This is a genomic window from Thiomonas sp. DCM-2, from assembly GCF_056820905.1.
The window spans coordinates 1,593,264-1,609,107 of the sequence record NZ_CM165962.1; the positions used below are offsets into that span (position 1 = coordinate 1,593,264).

At 65.2% G+C, this 15,844-nt stretch carries 11 protein-coding genes; 6 read left to right on the top strand and 5 right to left on the bottom strand.

Translation table 11 applies throughout. The features are described 5' to 3' along the window. The first annotated feature begins 37 nt into the window (after positions 1–37). On the top strand, positions 38–487 hold the full coding sequence (locus AC1ZQA_RS07710; RefSeq protein WP_482679206.1) for a universal stress protein: 450 nt from the start codon (positions 38–40) through the stop codon (positions 485–487). Positions 488–726: 239 nt separating this feature from the next. Here AC1ZQA_RS07710 and AC1ZQA_RS07715 read toward each other — a convergent pair whose 3' ends face one another. The 5 genes from AC1ZQA_RS07715 to map all read right to left on the bottom strand — a co-directional run bounded on the left by AC1ZQA_RS07715 (position 727) and on the right by map (position 6,024). Then, positions 727–1,515 carry a peptidylprolyl isomerase gene (locus AC1ZQA_RS07715; protein ID WP_482679207.1) on the bottom strand — a complete coding sequence of 263 codons (789 nt, stop codon included), beginning with the start codon at positions 1,513–1,515 and terminating at the stop codon, positions 727–729. Between the two features lie 52 nt (positions 1,516–1,567). Next, positions 1,568–1,867: a BolA family protein gene (locus AC1ZQA_RS07720; RefSeq protein WP_482679208.1), complete on the bottom strand. Its 300-nt coding sequence runs from the start codon at positions 1,865–1,867 to the stop codon at positions 1,568–1,570. Beyond that, the gene (locus tag AC1ZQA_RS07725; protein ID WP_482679209.1) at positions 1,867–2,406 is read right to left on the bottom strand and encodes a septation protein A; all 540 of its coding nucleotides are present in this window, start codon (positions 2,404–2,406) and stop codon (positions 1,867–1,869) included. Before AC1ZQA_RS07725 ends, AC1ZQA_RS07720 begins: the two co-directional genes overlap by 1 nt. A gap of 116 nt (positions 2,407–2,522) precedes the next feature. After that, the gene (locus AC1ZQA_RS07730) at positions 2,523–5,147 is read right to left on the bottom strand and encodes a [protein-PII] uridylyltransferase (protein ID WP_482679210.1); all 2,625 of its coding nucleotides are present in this window, start codon (positions 5,145–5,147) and stop codon (positions 2,523–2,525) included. A gap of 58 nt (positions 5,148–5,205) precedes the next feature. Next, positions 5,206–6,024: a type I methionyl aminopeptidase gene (gene map / locus AC1ZQA_RS07735; protein ID WP_482679211.1), complete on the bottom strand. Its 819-nt coding sequence runs from the start codon at positions 6,022–6,024 to the stop codon at positions 5,206–5,208. Positions 6,025–6,154: 130 nt separating this feature from the next. On the opposite strand from map, the gene purL reads away from it, so the two are divergent. From purL to odhB, 5 genes are all read left to right on the top strand, one after another. Next, complete coding sequence (gene purL, locus AC1ZQA_RS07740; protein ID WP_482679212.1) at positions 6,155–10,162, top strand: phosphoribosylformylglycinamidine synthase; 4,008 nt, start codon at positions 6,155–6,157, stop codon at positions 10,160–10,162. A gap of 169 nt (positions 10,163–10,331) precedes the next feature. After that, entirely contained in the window at positions 10,332–11,045 is a 714-nt protein-coding gene (locus tag AC1ZQA_RS07745) for an acetyltransferase domain-containing protein (RefSeq protein ID WP_482679213.1), read from the top strand. 2 nt (positions 11,046–11,047) lie between these two features. Then, complete coding sequence (locus AC1ZQA_RS07750; protein WP_482679214.1) at positions 11,048–11,317, top strand: hypothetical protein; 270 nt, start codon at positions 11,048–11,050, stop codon at positions 11,315–11,317. A gap of 188 nt (positions 11,318–11,505) precedes the next feature. Next, positions 11,506–14,358, top strand: coding sequence for a 2-oxoglutarate dehydrogenase E1 component (locus tag AC1ZQA_RS07755; RefSeq protein WP_482679215.1), 2,853 nt, complete (start codon positions 11,506–11,508; stop codon positions 14,356–14,358). 119 nt (positions 14,359–14,477) lie between these two features. Beyond that, entirely contained in the window at positions 14,478–15,776 is a 1,299-nt protein-coding gene (gene odhB, locus AC1ZQA_RS07760) for a 2-oxoglutarate dehydrogenase complex dihydrolipoyllysine-residue succinyltransferase (protein ID WP_482679216.1), read from the top strand. Positions 15,777–15,844 lie beyond the last annotated feature (68 nt).

Consider the following 15,844-nt stretch of genomic DNA (forward strand, 5'->3'; position numbering starts at 1 on the left):
GTTCTTCCCGCAACCATCCCGATTCCTACCGCCCATCATGTCCACTTACAAAAAAATCCTGGTTCCCATCGATGCCAGCCAGACCGCGCAAACCGCTGCCGCGCAGGCCACGGCGCTGGCGCACGATCAGGCGGCAGCCATCCGCTTTGTCGTGGTCATCGAGGCGCACGGTCTGATGGCCTCTGCGCCGGAGCTGCTCACCGTCATGGGCAACGATGCCCGGCTGTTGCTCGACACCTGGGTCAACAAGGCGCAAGCGCCCGGTCAGGATGTGAGTTCCGCAGTGGTTGAAACCTCGCAGGCCATGCCGCGCGTGGCAGATGCCATTCTGTCCGAGGCACGGCGGTGGGGCGCCGATCTCATCGTCATCGGCAGTCACGGCCGCAGCGGCGTGCGCCGCATGATTCTGGGCAGCGTCGCCGAGGGCGTGGCGCAGCGCAGCACCGTGCCGGTGCTGATCGTGCACGCGGGAGAAAACCCGGCCTGAGCGGCAATCCACCTGCGCAGGTGTCTCGCAGTCCGTTGAAAAACGACTGCGGCGGGCGATCTGCGGCGTTTCGCGGTGCTCGCTCCCTCGCCTGTCTATTTTGTTATGTCGCGGTCGCTGCGCTGCGTGCGCCTTGCATCTGGCCATCCTCGCGACGTTTTTCAGCGTGGCCTGCTCAAAGAAGACGCCCGCGATGGCGGGCGTTTTGCAGCGGCGAACCGTCCTGAATGCGGATCAGCTCACTCGCTGATCTTGGCCTTGGCGCGCAGTTCGTTCTGGTATTTGGTGATTTCTTCGCGCTGCAGTTCGGCCTGGATCTGCGGCTTGAGCTGCTCCAGGGTGGGCGGCTTGGCCGGGCGGGTGGCGTCGAGCTTGATGATGTGCCAGCCGAACTGGCTCTGCACCGGGGTCTGGGTGTACTGGCCGGGTTTCAGGGCTTCGAGGGCCTTGGCGAAGGGCGGCACGTAGTTGGCGGGGGACGACCAGCCCAGATCGCCGCCATTGGCCGCGCTGCCGGTGTCCTTGGAGTCTTTCTTGGCGAGTTCGGAGAACTTGGCGCCTTTCTTGAGCTGGGCGATGATGTCCTGCGCTTCCTTTTCGCTCGGCACCAGGATGTGCTGCGCCTTGTATTCGGTGGTGCCGAAGGATTTGGCGAATTCGTCGTACTTGGCCTTGATCTGCGCGTCGGTGATGGGATGCTTTTGCAGGTAGGCGTTGAACAGGGAGCGGATCAGGATGTTCTGGCGCGCGATGCGGATTTCATCCTGCACGGCGGGCTCTTTATCCAGGCCGAGCTTGTCGGCTTCCTGCACCATCACTTCGCGGCTGATCAATTCGTTCTTGACCATGTCCTTGAGCTGAGGTGTGACCGGCTGGCCCTGTTGCTTGGCCATGCTGCTGGCAACCGAGTCGGCCAGGGATTGGGGAATGGGCTTGCCATTCACCGTGGCAATGTTTTGTGCCCAGACGGGGGCGGCAAACGCACAGCTCAACGCGGTGGCAGCCAGAATGCGGGAGAGTTTCAGCATGGAATCATCCAGAAGGGGGAGGGGACAACCTGCCAGACCGGGGCCTCAGTCCTCAAGGGGAACTGGCGGTCAAAGGATCTTCGGGGGCCTGGCAATCGAGCACCAGCGCATGGATGTCGCGGTGCATCATCGAAGCCAGGGCATCATACACGAGGCGATGGCGCGCCAGACGGCTCAGCCCGGCAAAGCGCGCGCTGACGATGCGCACCCGAAAATGGCTGCCCTGCGCGTCGAAACCGCCATGTCCGGCGTGGGCAGCGGAGTCGTCGGTCACGTCGAGCACTTCGGGTTCAAGCGCCTGCAGCAGCAGGGCGTGAATGCGCGCGGCGCGGGACAGGGGCGGAGCGGACATCAGAGGCTGTCGTCGAGCTTCATGTGTCGGGACAGCAGCAGGGACTGCCCGACGACAAAGACCAGGGTCAGGATCAGGCTGCCGAACAGCTTGAAATCCACCCAGAGATCGGTGGAGAAGTTGTAGGCAATCGCAATATTGAGCACGCCCATCAACGCGAAGAAGGCAACCCATGACCAGTTCACCTTGGTCCAGATGGCGTCAGGCAACTGCATTTGCTTGCCCATGAGCGCGCGCATCAGGTTCTTGCCCTGCAGCAGTTGCGCGCCCGACAGGATGGCGGCAAACAGCCAGTACAGCACGGTGGGCTTCCATTTGATGAAGGTGTCGTTGTGGAAAAGAAGGGTGGCGCCACCGAACACCACCACCACGCCCAGGCTCATCCACAACATGGGTTCGACCTTGCGATGCCTGAACCACACCCAGCCGATCTGGGCAAAGGTGGCGGCGATGGTCACCGCCGTCGCGGCGTAAATGCCCGCCAGCTTGAACACGATGAAAAACAGGATGATGGGGAAAAAATCGAACAGGAGTTTCAAGATGTCAGTGGGATGAGGTGTCGAGGTGGAGCGCCACGGCGTTTTACTGGGAGGCGGCGCGCCGGTAAAAATTCCCAAGGCTGGATTGTTTCACGAGCGCGGCGTCGGGCGTGCGGTCAATCGGAAATGGCCTGCAGCAACTCGCTTTCGATGGCATTCTGGACCCTGGCGTCGCCCAGGCCGGGACCGGAGACGAGAAAAGTGTCTTCCACGCGCTCGCCGAGCGTGGTGACCTTCGCCAGTTGCAGATCGATGCGGTGCCGGGCCAGTACTTGGGCGATGCCGAACAGCAATCCGGCGCGGTCATGTGCGGTGATGCTCAAGATCCAGCGCTGACCGCGTTCGTCCGGGCGCAGGCTAACGCGCGGACTGACCGGGAAATTGCGCACCCGGCGGGACAGGCGCCCGTGGTGCGGGACGGGCAACGGCGCAGTGCTGCGCAGGGCCTCGAGCAGCGAGGTTTCGATCACACCGATCATCGCGCGGTCATGCACCTTGGTATGCGGCGAGACCACGACAAAGCTGTCGAGTGCCCAGCCGTTGTTGGTGGTATGGATCTTGGCGTCCAGAATGTTGAAATTCTGGCTATCGAAATAGCCGCAGATGCGGGCGAACAGATCGGGCTGATCGGGCGCGTAGACCAGCACTTCAAGCCCTTCGCCCTCGGGCGCCAGGCGGGCGCTCACCACCGGCGTTTCACTGGCGACGCGGGCATAGAGCTTGCGCGTGTGCCAGGCGATGTCCTGCGGATCGTTGCGCAGGAAGTAGCCCATGTCGAGTGTGTCCCAGAGCGGCTTTTGCGCGCCGTCCGGCAGGGCGTAAAGATTGAGGATGCGCTGCGCTTCCTGCTGGCGGAGCTGCAGCTCGGCATGCGGCTGCGGCGTCTGCCCACCCAGTGCACGCAGGGTGGCGCGGTAGAGGTTTTCCAGCAGCTTGCCCTTCCACGCGTTCCAGACCCTGGGGCTGGTGCCGCGGATGTCGGCCACGGTGAGCAGATAAAGAGCGACGAGGTGGCGCTCGTCGCCCACACGCCGGGCGAATGCGGCAATGACATCCGGGTCGCTCAAATCTTCCTTCTGCGCCACGCGCGACATCTGCAGATGCTCGCGCACCAGAAAGACGGCCAGCTCGGTGTGCTCGGCGCCGATGCCGTGGGCCTTGCAGAATTTGCGGGTCTCGATGGCGCCGAGGTCGGAGTGGTCACCGCCGCGGCCCTTGGCGATGTCGTGGAACAGCGCGGCCAGGATGAGGACCCAGGGCGGATCGAAATTGGCCGCCAGCTGCGAGCACAGCGGATATTCATGCGCATGTTCGGGCATGAAAAAGCGGCGCATGTTGCGCACCACCATCAGGATGTGCTGGTCGACGGTATAGACGTGGAACAGGTCGTGCTGCATTTGTCCGACGATGCGGCGAAACGCCCACAGATAGCGACCCAGCACGCTGGTGCGGTTCATCAGCCGCAGGGCGTGAACAATGCCCTGCGGCGATTGCAGGATGCGCAGAAACTGCGCACGGCTGCGCGGATCGTGGCGAAAGGCGCCGTCCATGCGGTTGCGCGCCAGGTAGATGGCGCGCAGTGCATTGGGCGACAGGCCGCGCGCACCTGGAGCACGCTGAAAGGCCGCAAAGATTTCCAGCAGCGCCCAGGGTTCACGCTGGAACAGGTTGGGGTCGGCCGGCTCGATCATGCCGTCGCGCAGCAGGTAACGGCCGTCTTGCACGCCGTCGATACCGATCAGCGGCTGGGCCTGTGCCACGGACTGCGGCCACAACCTGCCTTCGATGTCGAGCAGCACGATCTGGTTGATCTGCTCGATGGCCTTGGCCGCCCAGTAGTAGCGCTGCATCAGCAACTCGCCCGCGCGCTTGGTTGGCGTGGCGGTAAACCCCAGCACCTTGGCCACGGCCGATTGCTGATCGAACACCAGACGGTCTTCGCGCCGCCCGGCCAGAATGTGCAGATGGGCGCGAATGCGCTTGATCACGGTCTCGTTGCGCTGGATCTGCCGCACGACATTTGCGTTGATGATCCCGCTGGCCGCGAGTTCCTTCCAGGTGCGCCCAAAGCCGCTGGCGTGCGCCACCCACAGCAGCACCTGCAGATCGCGCAGCCCACCCGGGCTTTCCTTGCAATTCGGTTCGAGCGCGTAGGGGGTGTCCTCGAACTTGATGTGGCGCTGCTGTTGCTCGCGCATCTTGGCCTGAAAAAAGGCGCGGGCATCGAGATGCGCAAAGAAACTGGCCTGCATGGTCTGCGCCAGTGCGCGGTTGCCACACAGGACGCGCGACTCCAGCAATGCAGTCTGGACGGTGATGTCCTTGGCAGCCTCGTCGATGCAGGCCTTGGGCGTGCGCACGCTGGCACCGATCTCCAGGCCGCAGTCCCAGCAGGCAGTGATGAAACGCTCGGCCGCTGCGTCGGTGGCCGCGTCGCTGCCCTGCGCCTCGGGCAGCAACAGCAGCAGGTCGATGTCCGAGTGCGGGAACAGCTCGCCGCGGCCAAAGCCGCCCACCGCCATCAGCGCGGCGTGCTGCGGCACACCGGTCGCCGTCCACAGCGCCTGCAGCGTGCTGTCGGCAAGGCGGGTGAGGCCGTGCAGCAGCGGAGCGATCAGACGCGGATTGCGGGTATAGGTGTCGAGCAGGGCCGCGCGCCCGGATTTCCAGTTCTGACGGATCTCGGCGATCGCGGAAACTTGAGCCGCGTTGTCGGGACGGTTGGCGAGAGCGAGGGGCATGGACGCGCGACGGGGTGGAAAATATGCGTGACGGCGCGCGTGCGCTGAGGGCGCAGGCTCAGGCGGCCACTGCAGCCTGGCGCACGAAAGCCGGCGGCGCCTGGCAGCCGGCCGATGTGGTCAGCACCTCGAAGCCCGAGGGCGTGACCAGCACGGTGTGTTCCCACTGCGCCGACAGCGAGCGGTCCTTGGTGACGATGGTCCAGCCGTCGGACATTTCGCGGATGTCGCGGCGGCCTGCGTTGATCATCGGCTCGATGGTGAAGGTCATGCCCTCGCGCAGCACCTCGCCCGTGCCGGCCTTGCCGTAGTGCAGCACCTGCGGGTCTTCGTGAAAGTTGCGGCCAATGCCGTGCCCGCAGAACTCGCGCACGATGCTGTAACCCGCGTTCTCGGCGAAGGTCTGGATGACATGGCCGATGTCGCCCAGGCGCGCGCCGGGCTTGACCAGCGCGATCCCGTGCCACATGGCCTCGAAGGTGATGTCCACCAGCCGTTGCACGTGCTTGGGCACGGTGCCGATGCTGAACATGCGGCTGCAGTCGCCGTGAAATCCGTCCTTGATCACGGTGACGTCGATGTTCACCACATCGCCGCTCTTGAGCGGCTTGTCGTTCGGAATGCCGTGACAGATGACGTTGTTGACCGAAGTGCAGATGGAGGCGGGGTAGGGCGTGTAGCCCGGCGGCGCGTAATTCAGCGGGGCGGGAATGGCCTGCTGCACCTGGGTGATGTAATCAAAGGCCAGCTTGTCGATCGCCTTGGTGGTCACGCCGGGCTGAACATGCGGGGTGAGGTAGTCGAGCAGTTCAGAGGCCAGTCGCCCGGCCACGCGCATTTTCTCGATCTCTTCAGGGGTTTTGATGGTGATGCTCATGATGCAATTATCTCACTGCCGCAATCTGTGGTCGTGCCCTGCGACCGCACGGGGTGCGCAAGGCCGGAGTGTGTGCTTCCTATAATTTGCCGCTGTCCCCCACCTTCGCCCACCCGTCCAGGGTTCCTGCATGCACATCCTTATTTTCGAAGGCGCCAGCGCCTTGTCTGCCTTCCGTCAGGACGCGCTGCTGGCGCGGTTGCGCCAGTCGTTTCCGGAGCTTGCGCCGCGTGTGCGCCGCCTCCATGCCCGGTTCCTGCACGCCGTGGCGCTGGACACCGCCCCCGATGCGGCGCTTCGCGACAAGCTGGACGGCCTGCTGCGCTACGGCGATCCCTACACCGGACCGACGGCGGGGCAGGCGCTGCTGGTCATGCCCCGGCTGGGCACGATTTCGCCGTGGGCCTCCAAGGCCACCGATATCGCCCGGCTGTGCGGCGCGCCGGTGCACCGCGTGGAACGCGCGGTGGAATACCGCCTGGAGCTCGACAGCGGCCTGCTGCGTGCAGCCAAGCCGCTGAGCGAAGACGCGTTGCGTCAGCTTGCCGTGCTGCTGCACGACCGCATGACAGAATCGGTGGGGTTCCAGCGCGACGAACTGCAGCGCCTGTTCGCCGAACTGCCGCCGCAGCCGCTGCAGCATGTCGATGTGCTCTCGGGTAGCGCAGACGCTGGGCGCGCGGCGCTGGCGCGCGCCAATGTGGAGCAGGGCTTGGCGTTGTCGGACGACGAGATCGACTATCTGCTCGACGCCTATCGCAAGCTGGCGCGCAATCCCACCGATGTCGAGCTGATGATGTTCGCGCAGGCCAACAGCGAACATTGCCGCCACAAGATTTTCAACGCCCGCTTCACCATCGACGGCGTCGATCAGCCGCACACCCTGTTCCAGATGATCCGCAACACCCACGCGCGCGCGCCGCAGGGCACGGTGGTGGCCTACTCCGACAACGCCTCGGTGATGGAAGGCGGCATGGTGCAGGCGTGGCAGCCCGATCCGGCCACCCATCGCTACGGCGCGCAGCAGGCGCTCCGGCATGTGCTGATGAAGGTGGAAACACACAACCACCCCACGGCCATCTCGCCCTTTCCCGGCGCGGCCACGGGGGCAGGCGGTGAAATCCGCGATGAGGGTGCCACCGGTCGCGGTTCGCGCCCCAAGGCCGGGCTTACCGGGTTCTCGGTGTCCAACCTGCGGCTGCCCGGCGCGGCCGAACCGTGGGAGGCGGCCACGGCAGAATTGGGCAGACCCGGGCACATCGCCAGCCCCTTGCAGATCATGCTCGACGGCCCGCTGGGCGGCGCCGCCTTCAACAACGAATTCGGCCGGCCCAATCTGGCGGGCTATTTTCGCGTGTTCGAGCAACCGGTGGACGGCAGGGTCTGGGGCTATCACAAGCCCATCATGCTCGCCGGCGGGCTGGGCTCGATCGACGCCCGTCTGACCCACAAGCAGCAGTTCCCTGCCGGCACGCTGCTGGTGCAGCTTGGCGGGCCGGGCATGCGCATCGGCCTGGGCGGCGGCGCGGCCTCCAGCCTCGCCACCGGCAGCAACGCCGCGCATCTGGACTTCGATTCGGTGCAGCGCGGCAATCCGGAAATCCAGCGCCGCGCGCAGGAAGTGATCAACGCCTGCTGTGCGCTGGGCGAGGCCAATCCCATTTTGTCGATCCACGACGTGGGCGCCGGTGGGCTGTCGAACGCCTTTCCGGAATTGGTGGAGGGCGCGGGACGCGGTGCGGTGTTCCAGTTGCGTGATGTCCCGCTTGAGGAATCTGGCCTGAGTCCGCGTGAAATATGGAGCAACGAAAGCCAGGAGCGCTACGTTCTGGCAATTGCTCCCGAGCAGCGCGAGGCGTTTGCCGCGCTGTGCGCCCGTGAGCGCTGCCCGTTCGCCGTGGTCGGCGTGGCGACGCAGGAACAGACCCTGATCGTCGAAGATGCGTTGCACGCCGATCAGCCCGACCAGGCCCGTCCAGTGGACTTGCCGCTGGAAGTGCTGCTGGGCAAGCCGCCGCGGCTGCACCGGCAGGCACAGCGTTTGCCGGTGCGGGGCGAGGCACTGGATCTGAGCACGGTCGATCTCGCGCAGGCCTGCGACGCCGTGCTGCGCCACCCCACCGTGGCGAGCAAGCGCTTTCTCATCACCATCGGCGACCGCACCGTCGGCGGTCTGAGCCACCGCGACCCAATGGTCGGCCCATGGCAGGTGCCCGTGGCCGATTGCGCCGTGACCTTGGCCGATTACGCCGGCTACCGCGGCGAGGCGATGAGCGTGGCCGAACGCGCGCCGGTCGCGGTGCTCGATCCCGCCGCATCGAGCCGGCTGGCGGTCTGCGAAGCGGTGCTCAACCTGCTGGCCGCGCCGGTGCAACGGCTCGGTGACATCAAGCTGTCGTGCAACTGGATGGCCGCCGCCGGACAGCCAGGGCAGGACGCAGCGCTGTACGACGCGGTGCATGCCATCGGCATCGAGCTCTGCCCGGACCTGGGCATTGCCGTGCCGGTGGGCAAGGACTCGCTGTCGATGCACACCCGCTGGGAGCAGGACGGGCAGCCGCGCAGCGTGACCGCGCCGGTATCGCTGGTGGTCTCGGCCTTCGCCACCCTGACGGACGTGCGCGGCACGCTCACGCCGCAACTGCGCCTTGATGCGCCGAGCAGCCTCATTCTGGTCGATCTTGGCCAGGGAAAGAAGCGCATGGGCGCCAGCATTCTGGCGCAGACCCTGGGCGCGATCGGCGACCGCACGCCCGATCTCGACAGCCCGCAATTGCTGACATCCTTCGCAGCGGCGCTGGCCGCGCTGCGCGCTGCCGGGCAGGTGTGGGCCTATCACGACCGGTCCGATGGTGGGCTGTGGGCCGCAGTTTGCGAAATGGCCTTCGCCGGACATTGTGGCGTGAGTCTGAACCTCGACATTCTCACGATGGACGGCGGCGAAGCCGACGACTGGGGCGATGCCAAGGACTGGGCCAAGCAGGTCGGCCCGCGGCGCCATGCGCAGACGCTCAAGGCGCTGTTCAACGAGGAGCCCGGCGTCGTGCTGCAGGTTGCGGCAGCGCAGCGCGACGCGGTGCTGCAGACCCTGCGGCAGCACGGCCTGTCCGCGCACATCCACGTCATCGGCTCGGTCAACGACCGTGAGGTCATCGAGATCTGGCGCGACACGCAGTGCGTCTACTCCGCTGCCCGCATGCAGTTGCAGCAAACCTGGGACAGCGTGTCCTGGCGCATCGCCCAGCTGCGCGACAACCCCACATGCGCGCAGGCCGAGCATGACGCACTGGCCGATGCCGACGATCCCGGGCTGCATCTGCATTTGACCTTCGATCCGCAGCAAGACATTGCTGCGCCGTTCATCGCCAACGGCGCGCGGCCGCAGGTGGCCATCCTGCGCGAACAAGGCGTCAACTCGCAGCTCGAGATGGCGTATGCGATGCACCGCGCCGGATTCGATGCGGTGGACGTGCACATGAGCGACCTGATGGCGGGACGTGCGCGGCTGGCCGACTTCCGCGGCGTCGTCGCCTGCGGCGGCTTCAGCTATGGCGACGTGCTCGGCGCCGGAGAAGGCTGGGCGCGTTCCATCCTGTTCAACCCGGAGCTGGCCGACCAGTTCGCACGGTTCTTCGGCCGCGCCGACACCTTCGCGCTGGGGGTGTGCAACGGCTGCCAGATGCTGGCCGCGCTCGCGCCGATGATTCCGGGCGCCCGCGCCTGGCCGCGCTTCACCCGCAACCGCTCCGAGCAGTTCGAGGCACGGCTGTCGCTGGTGGAAGTGACCGACTCGCCGTCGATCTTTTTCCAGGGCATGACCGGCAGCCGCGCGCCGATTGCGGTCGCGCACGGCGAAGGCCGGGCCGACTTTTCGCAGCAGGGCGACGCTGCTTTGTTGCAGGTGGCGATGCGCTTTGTCGATCATCACGGCAAGCCCACCGAACGCTATCCGTTCAACCCCAACGGCAGCCCCGACGGCATCACCGCGGTCACCACGCCAGACGGCCGTTTCACCGCGCTGATGCCGCATCCCGAGCGGGTGTTCCGCAGTGTGCAGATGAGCTGGACCGCGCCGGGGCAGGGCGAGGACAGCCCGTGGATGCGCATGTTCCGCAACGCGCGGGTGTGGTGTGGCTGAGCAGCGCAAGGAGGCCCGCGCCGCCACCGCTGAGCCGCCTCAAGGTGGCGGCAGCCCCCTCGGGGGGCAGGGAGGGCGGAGCCCGACCGTGGGGGCGCGTGTGTTCACCGCTGAGCCGCCTCAAGGTGGCGGCAGCCCCCTCGGGGGGCAGGGAGGGCGGAGCCCGACCGTGGGGGCTCAGCGCTACGGTGGGGTCGATACCCTGCGCGGGTTGGCCATCGTCTGGATGATGGCGTTTCACTTCAGCTTCGACCTGAACTGGTTCGGCTTCATCCATACCGATTTCTACACCAGCCCGTGGTGGCTGGACCAACGCATCGCCATCGTCAGCCTGTTCGTGTTCACCGCCGGGCTGACACAGACCTTCACCGATCTCAGCGGCCGCTCCGCACGGCAGTTCTGGACGCGCTGGGCGCAGATCGCAGGCGCCTCGCTGCTGGTCACCGCCGGCAGCTACGCCGCGTTTCCGCACAGTTTCATCTATTTCGGCATTCTGCAGGGCATCGCGGCAATGCTGTTGCTGCACCGCCTGGTGTTCCGCCACTTGCGCGCCTGGGTTCTGCTGCTCGCGCCCGTGGCGATTGCCGCGCCGCAGCTCTGGGGCCATGCGTTTTTCAACCCGCCGTGGTGGAACTGGACTGGGCTGATCACGCAAAAACCCATCACCGAAGACTACGCGCCGCTGCTGCCCTGGATCGGGGTGCTGTGGATCGGCGCCGGGATGGGCTGGCTGCTGGAGCGGGTGGAATTTCGCCCACTGCGGCATCTGCCTGTGGTCAGGCCGCTGTCGTTTCTCGGGCGCTGGCCGCTGAGGGTTTACCTGTTGCACCAGCCGGTGTTCGTCGGCCTGGTATGGCTGGCAGCACATCTGCGGGGAGGCTGAAGATGGACGCGCCGATCGACTTTGTCTTGCACTACGGCGACAGCGATCACCTGTTCTTCATTCCGCAGGCGAAAGACGCGCAAGATGCCCTGCGTTACTTTTTCTGCATCGAAGGCTACGGCCAAAGTCGCCAGTTCGGCACGTTGCGCCCGGAGTTGTGTCTGATCGTGCCGCTGCGTGATTATCTGCACGATCGCGAGGCGTTCGAGCGGCAGATTGCCGTCATGCGCCGAGCGCTGCAGGCGCAGCAGGATGCCGCTGCCGGGCTGTGAGCGCACCGGCGCGATCGCAGTGTCGGCAAAACTGCCTTACAAGATTCTTTTGCGCTGCATCAATTCTGCGTGCTAGAGTGCTGCTCAGGCCCTTCTGAAGCCGCCGCAATCCGCCAATCGGGCAGCCCGAGCCGCGGAAGGATGTTTTCCCACTGAGCGCCGGGGTACCCGGCAGACTGTGAGCGCATATGTTGATGCAGAAATTCAAAGCCAACTCCTATCTGTTTGGCGGCAATGCCCCGTATGTCGAAGAGATGTACGAGAGCTACCTCTCCAATCCCGGCTCGGTTCCCGATCATTGGCGCGAGTATTTCGACGCGCTGCAGCATGTGCCGGCGCTCGATGGCAGCAATGCCCGCGACGTGCCGCATGCACCGGTGGTGTCCGCCTTTGCAGAACGCGCCAAATCCGGCCCGATCCGCACCCTGCAGGCCGTTGCCGATGGCGAATTGGCGCGCAAGCGCGTCGCGGCGCAGCAACTGATTGCCGCCTACCGCAATGTGGGGGTGCGCTGGGCCGACCTCGATCCGCTCAAGCGCACCGAACGACCGAACATTCCCGATCTGGAGCCTTCGTTCTACGGCTTCACCGACGCCGATCTGGAAACGGTGTTCAACGTCAGCAACACCTTTTTCGACCGCGAAAACCTGTCGCTGCGCGAGCTGCTCAACAACCTGCACGAGACCTATTGCGGCTCGATCGGCGCGGAGTTCATGTACATCAGCGATCAGGATCAGAAGCGCTGGTGGCAGCAACGGCTGGAGTCCACCCGAACCCGCCCGGATGTCGATGCCGATGCGAAAAGACATCTGCTCGAACGGTTGACCGCGGCCGAAGGGCTGGAACGTTATCTGGCCACCAAGTATGTCGGGCAGAAGCGGTTTTCGCTCGAGGGCGGCGAGAGCTTCATTGTCTCGATGGACACGCTGGTGCAGCGCGCGGGTACGCTGGGAATCCAGGAGCTGGTCATCGGCATGGCACACCGCGGGCGGCTGAACGTGCTGGTGAACACCCTGGGCAAACGTCCGCAGGATTTGTTCGACGAGTTCGAGGGCAAGCATGCCGACGACCTGCCATCGGGCGATGTGAAATATCACCAGGGTTTTTCCAGTGACGTGTCCACGCCTGGCGGCCCGGTGCATCTGAGCCTGGCGTTCAATCCGTCGCATCTGGAAATCGTCAATCCGGTGGTCGAGGGATCGACCCGTGCGCGGATCGACCGCCGCGGCGACCCGAGGGGCGAAACCGTGCTGCCTGTGCTGGTGCACGGCGATGCGTCCTTTGCCGGGCAGGGCGTGGTGATGGAAACCCTGGCGCTGGCACAGACGCGCGGCTACACCACGGGCGGCACGGTGCACATCGTCATCAACAACCAGATCGGCTTCACCACCTCCGATCCGCGCGATGCCCGCTCCACGCTGTACTGCACCGACGTGGCGAAAATGATCGAGGCGCCCATCCTGCACGTGAACGGCGACGACCCCGAGAGCGTGGCCTTCGCCACCAGTCTGGCACTGGACTACCGCAAGCAGTTCCATCACGACGTGGTGGTGGACATCGTGTGCTTTCGCAAGCTGGGCCACAACGAGCAGGACACCCCGGCCGTCACCCAGCCGCTGATGTACAAGAAGATCGCTGCGCACCCGGGCACGCGCAAGGTCTACGCCGATCGCCTGGTCAGTCAGGGCGTGATCACTGCGGCGGATGCCGAGCAGATGATGCACGCCTTCCGCGCCGAGATGGAATCCGGGGTCAGTCTGGAGCCAGTGCTGACCAACTACAAGAGCAAGTATGCGGTCGACTGGACTCCGTATCTCAACCGCCGCTGGACGGACAACGCCGATACCGCCTTGCCCTTGACCGAGCTCAAGCGCCTGGCCGAACGCATCACCACCGTTCCGCCAGATTTCAAGCTGCACCCGCTGGTGGAAAAGGTGATTGCCGACCGCGCGAAAATGGGCCGCGGCGACATGCCGCTCGATTGGGGCATGGGCGAGCACATGGCCTTCGCCTCGCTGGTGTCCAACGGTTTTCCGGTGCGTCTGTCCGGTGAGGACAGCGGCCGCGGCACCTTCAGCCACCGCCACAGCGTGCTGCACGACCAGAGCCGTGAAAAGTGGGATGTGGGCACCTACATCCCCTTGCAGAACGTGGCGGAGGGGCAGGCACCGTTCGTTGTCATCGACTCCATTCTGTCGGAGGAGGCGGTGCTGGGTTTCGAGTACGGCTACTCCACTGCCGATCCGCGCACCCTGGTCATCTGGGAGGCGCAGTTCGGCGACTTTGCCAATGGCGCGCAGGTGCTGATCGATCAGTTCATCTCGGCGGGCGAAGTGAAATGGGGCCGTGCCTCCGGCCTCACCCTCATGCTGCCGCACGGCTACGAAGGGCAGGGGCCGGAGCACTCGTCGGCGCGGCTGGAGCGCTATCTGCAGCTCTGCGCCGAAACGAACATGCAGGTCTGCCAGCCCACCAATCCTGCGCAGATTTTCCACCTGCTGCGCCGGCAGATGCTGCGGCCGTTCCGCAAGCCCCTCATCATCATGACGCCCAAGTCGCTGCTGCGGCACCCGCAGGCCAAGTCGCCGCTGTCGGATCTGGCGAACAGCCGCTTTGAAGTGGTGCTGCCCGAAGCCGAGGACATCGAGGCCAGCAAGGTCAAGCGCGTCATTGCCTGCACAGGGCGGGTGTACTACGACCTGATTGCGGCGCGTGCGGAGCGCAAGATCGACGATGTGGCCATCATCCGTCTGGAACAGCTCTATCCCTTTCCGCACAAGGCCTTCGCTGCCGAGGTCAAGCGCTATCCCAATGCGCGCGACATCGTCTGGTGTCAGGACGAGCCGCAGAATCAGGGCGCCTGGTTTTTCGTGCAGCACCACATCCACGAAAACATGCTCGAGGGCCAGAAGCTCGGCTATGCCGGGCGGGCGGCTTCCGCATCCACCGCGGTAGGCTATTACGCCAAACATGCGGAGCAGCAAAAGGATTTGCTGGCTGCGGCATTCGGCAAGCTCAAGGGTTTCGTGCTGACCCGCTGATGCAACGCCGGGCAGGTTTCGTGCCCGCCCGGCCGTTTCCACGACGATCCTCAGACAACCGTTCACTCATCGCGCAGGCAAGCCATTGCGCGCATCCCAAAAAGACACTGGACTCCATCATGGCGCTGATCGACATCAAAGTTCCCCAACTCTCCGAATCCGTGGCCGAGGCCACCTTGCTGACCTGGAAGAAAAAGCCCGGCGAGGCCGTCGCGCAAGACGACATCCTGATTGAAATCGAGACCGACAAGGTCGTGCTCGAAGTGCCCTCGCCCGCCGCAGGCGTCATGGCACAGATCGTGAAAGACGAAGGGGCATCGGTCACCAGTGACGAAGTCATCGCCCGGATCGACACCGAGGCCGTGGCGCAGACCAGCCCGCTGGCCGTCGCGCCTGTTGCCTCTGCGGCGGCCGCAGCGCCTGTTGCGCCACCGCCTGCCGCCGCCACGGCACCGACCGGCACGCCAGTGGCAATGCCGGCCGCTGCGAAGATCCTGGCGGAGCAGGGCGTCCATCCGGCCGATGTGACGGGCACCGGACGCGGCGGCCGCATCACCAAGGCCGACGCTCTGCAGGCAGCGGGTGCGCCCCGGCCGCAGGCTGCGCCAGCACCTGTCATTGCGCCGAATCCAGCCGCCTCTGCGGCGGGCATGCCGAGCCTCACCATTCCGGCACTGCAGCCGGTCGACGCCGATCTCGATCTGGCCGCCTACACCGACCGGCCCGAGCAGCGCGTCCCCATGAGCCGCTTGCGCGCCCGGATCGCCGAGCGGCTGCTGCAGTCGCAGGCGACCAACGCCATCCTCACCACCTTCAATGAAGTGAACATGAAGCCGGTGATGGATCTGCGCAATCTGTACAAGGACAAGTTCGAGAAGCAGCACGGGGTGAAGCTCGGGTTCATGAGCTTTTTCGTGCGCGCTGCGGTGCATGCGCTGCGCAAGTTTCCGTTGCTCAATGCGTCCATCGATGGCAATGACATCGTCTATCACGGGTACTTCGACATCGGCATCGCCGTGGGCAGCCCGCGCGGTCTGGTGGTGCCCATCCTGCGCAACGCCGATCAGATGAGCTTCGCCGACATTGAGAAGGCGATTGCCGACTTTGGCGCCAAGGCGCGCGACGGCAAGCTCACCCTCGAAGAACTCACCGGCGGCACCTTTTCCATCAGCAACGGCGGGGTGTTCGGCTCCATGCTCTCCACACCCATCATCAATCCGCCGCAGTCGGCCATCCTGGGCATTCATGCCACCAAGGACAGGCCTGTGGTCGAGGATGGCCAGATCGTCATCCGCCCGATGAACTATCTGGCGCTCAGCTACGACCACCGTCTGATCGACGGCCGCGAAGCCGTGCTCGGGCTTGTCGCCATGAAAGAGGCGCTGGAAGACCCGGCGCGCCTGCTGCTCGATCTCTGATCCGGCTCCCGTCCTGACCCAACGCACCCCAGGCGAGGGCGCGCTCGCGCCGCGCTGCTGCAAGGAAA

What these genes read in the sequence shown, in the direction of transcription:
- odhB (WP_482679216.1), top strand. Translation starts at nt 14,478, where the DNA reads ATGGCGCTGATCGACATCAAAGTTCCCCAACTCTCCGAATCCGTGGCC.
- AC1ZQA_RS07750 (WP_482679214.1), top strand. Translation starts at nt 11,048, where the DNA reads ATGGACGCGCCGATCGACTTTGTCTTGCACTACGGCGACAGCGATCAC.
- AC1ZQA_RS07720 (WP_482679208.1), bottom strand. Translation starts at nt 1,867, where the DNA reads ATGTCCGCTCCGCCCCTGTCCCGCGCCGCGCGCATTCACGCCCTGCTG.
- AC1ZQA_RS07710 (WP_482679206.1), top strand. Translation starts at nt 38, where the DNA reads ATGTCCACTTACAAAAAAATCCTGGTTCCCATCGATGCCAGCCAGACC.
- purL (WP_482679212.1), top strand. Translation starts at nt 6,155, where the DNA reads ATGCACATCCTTATTTTCGAAGGCGCCAGCGCCTTGTCTGCCTTCCGT.
- AC1ZQA_RS07755 (WP_482679215.1), top strand. Translation starts at nt 11,506, where the DNA reads ATGTTGATGCAGAAATTCAAAGCCAACTCCTATCTGTTTGGCGGCAAT.
- AC1ZQA_RS07715 (WP_482679207.1), bottom strand. Translation starts at nt 1,515, where the DNA reads ATGCTGAAACTCTCCCGCATTCTGGCTGCCACCGCGTTGAGCTGTGCG.
- map (WP_482679211.1), bottom strand. Translation starts at nt 6,024, where the DNA reads ATGAGCATCACCATCAAAACCCCTGAAGAGATCGAGAAAATGCGCGTG.
- AC1ZQA_RS07730 (WP_482679210.1), bottom strand. Translation starts at nt 5,147, where the DNA reads ATGCCCCTCGCTCTCGCCAACCGTCCCGACAACGCGGCTCAAGTTTCC.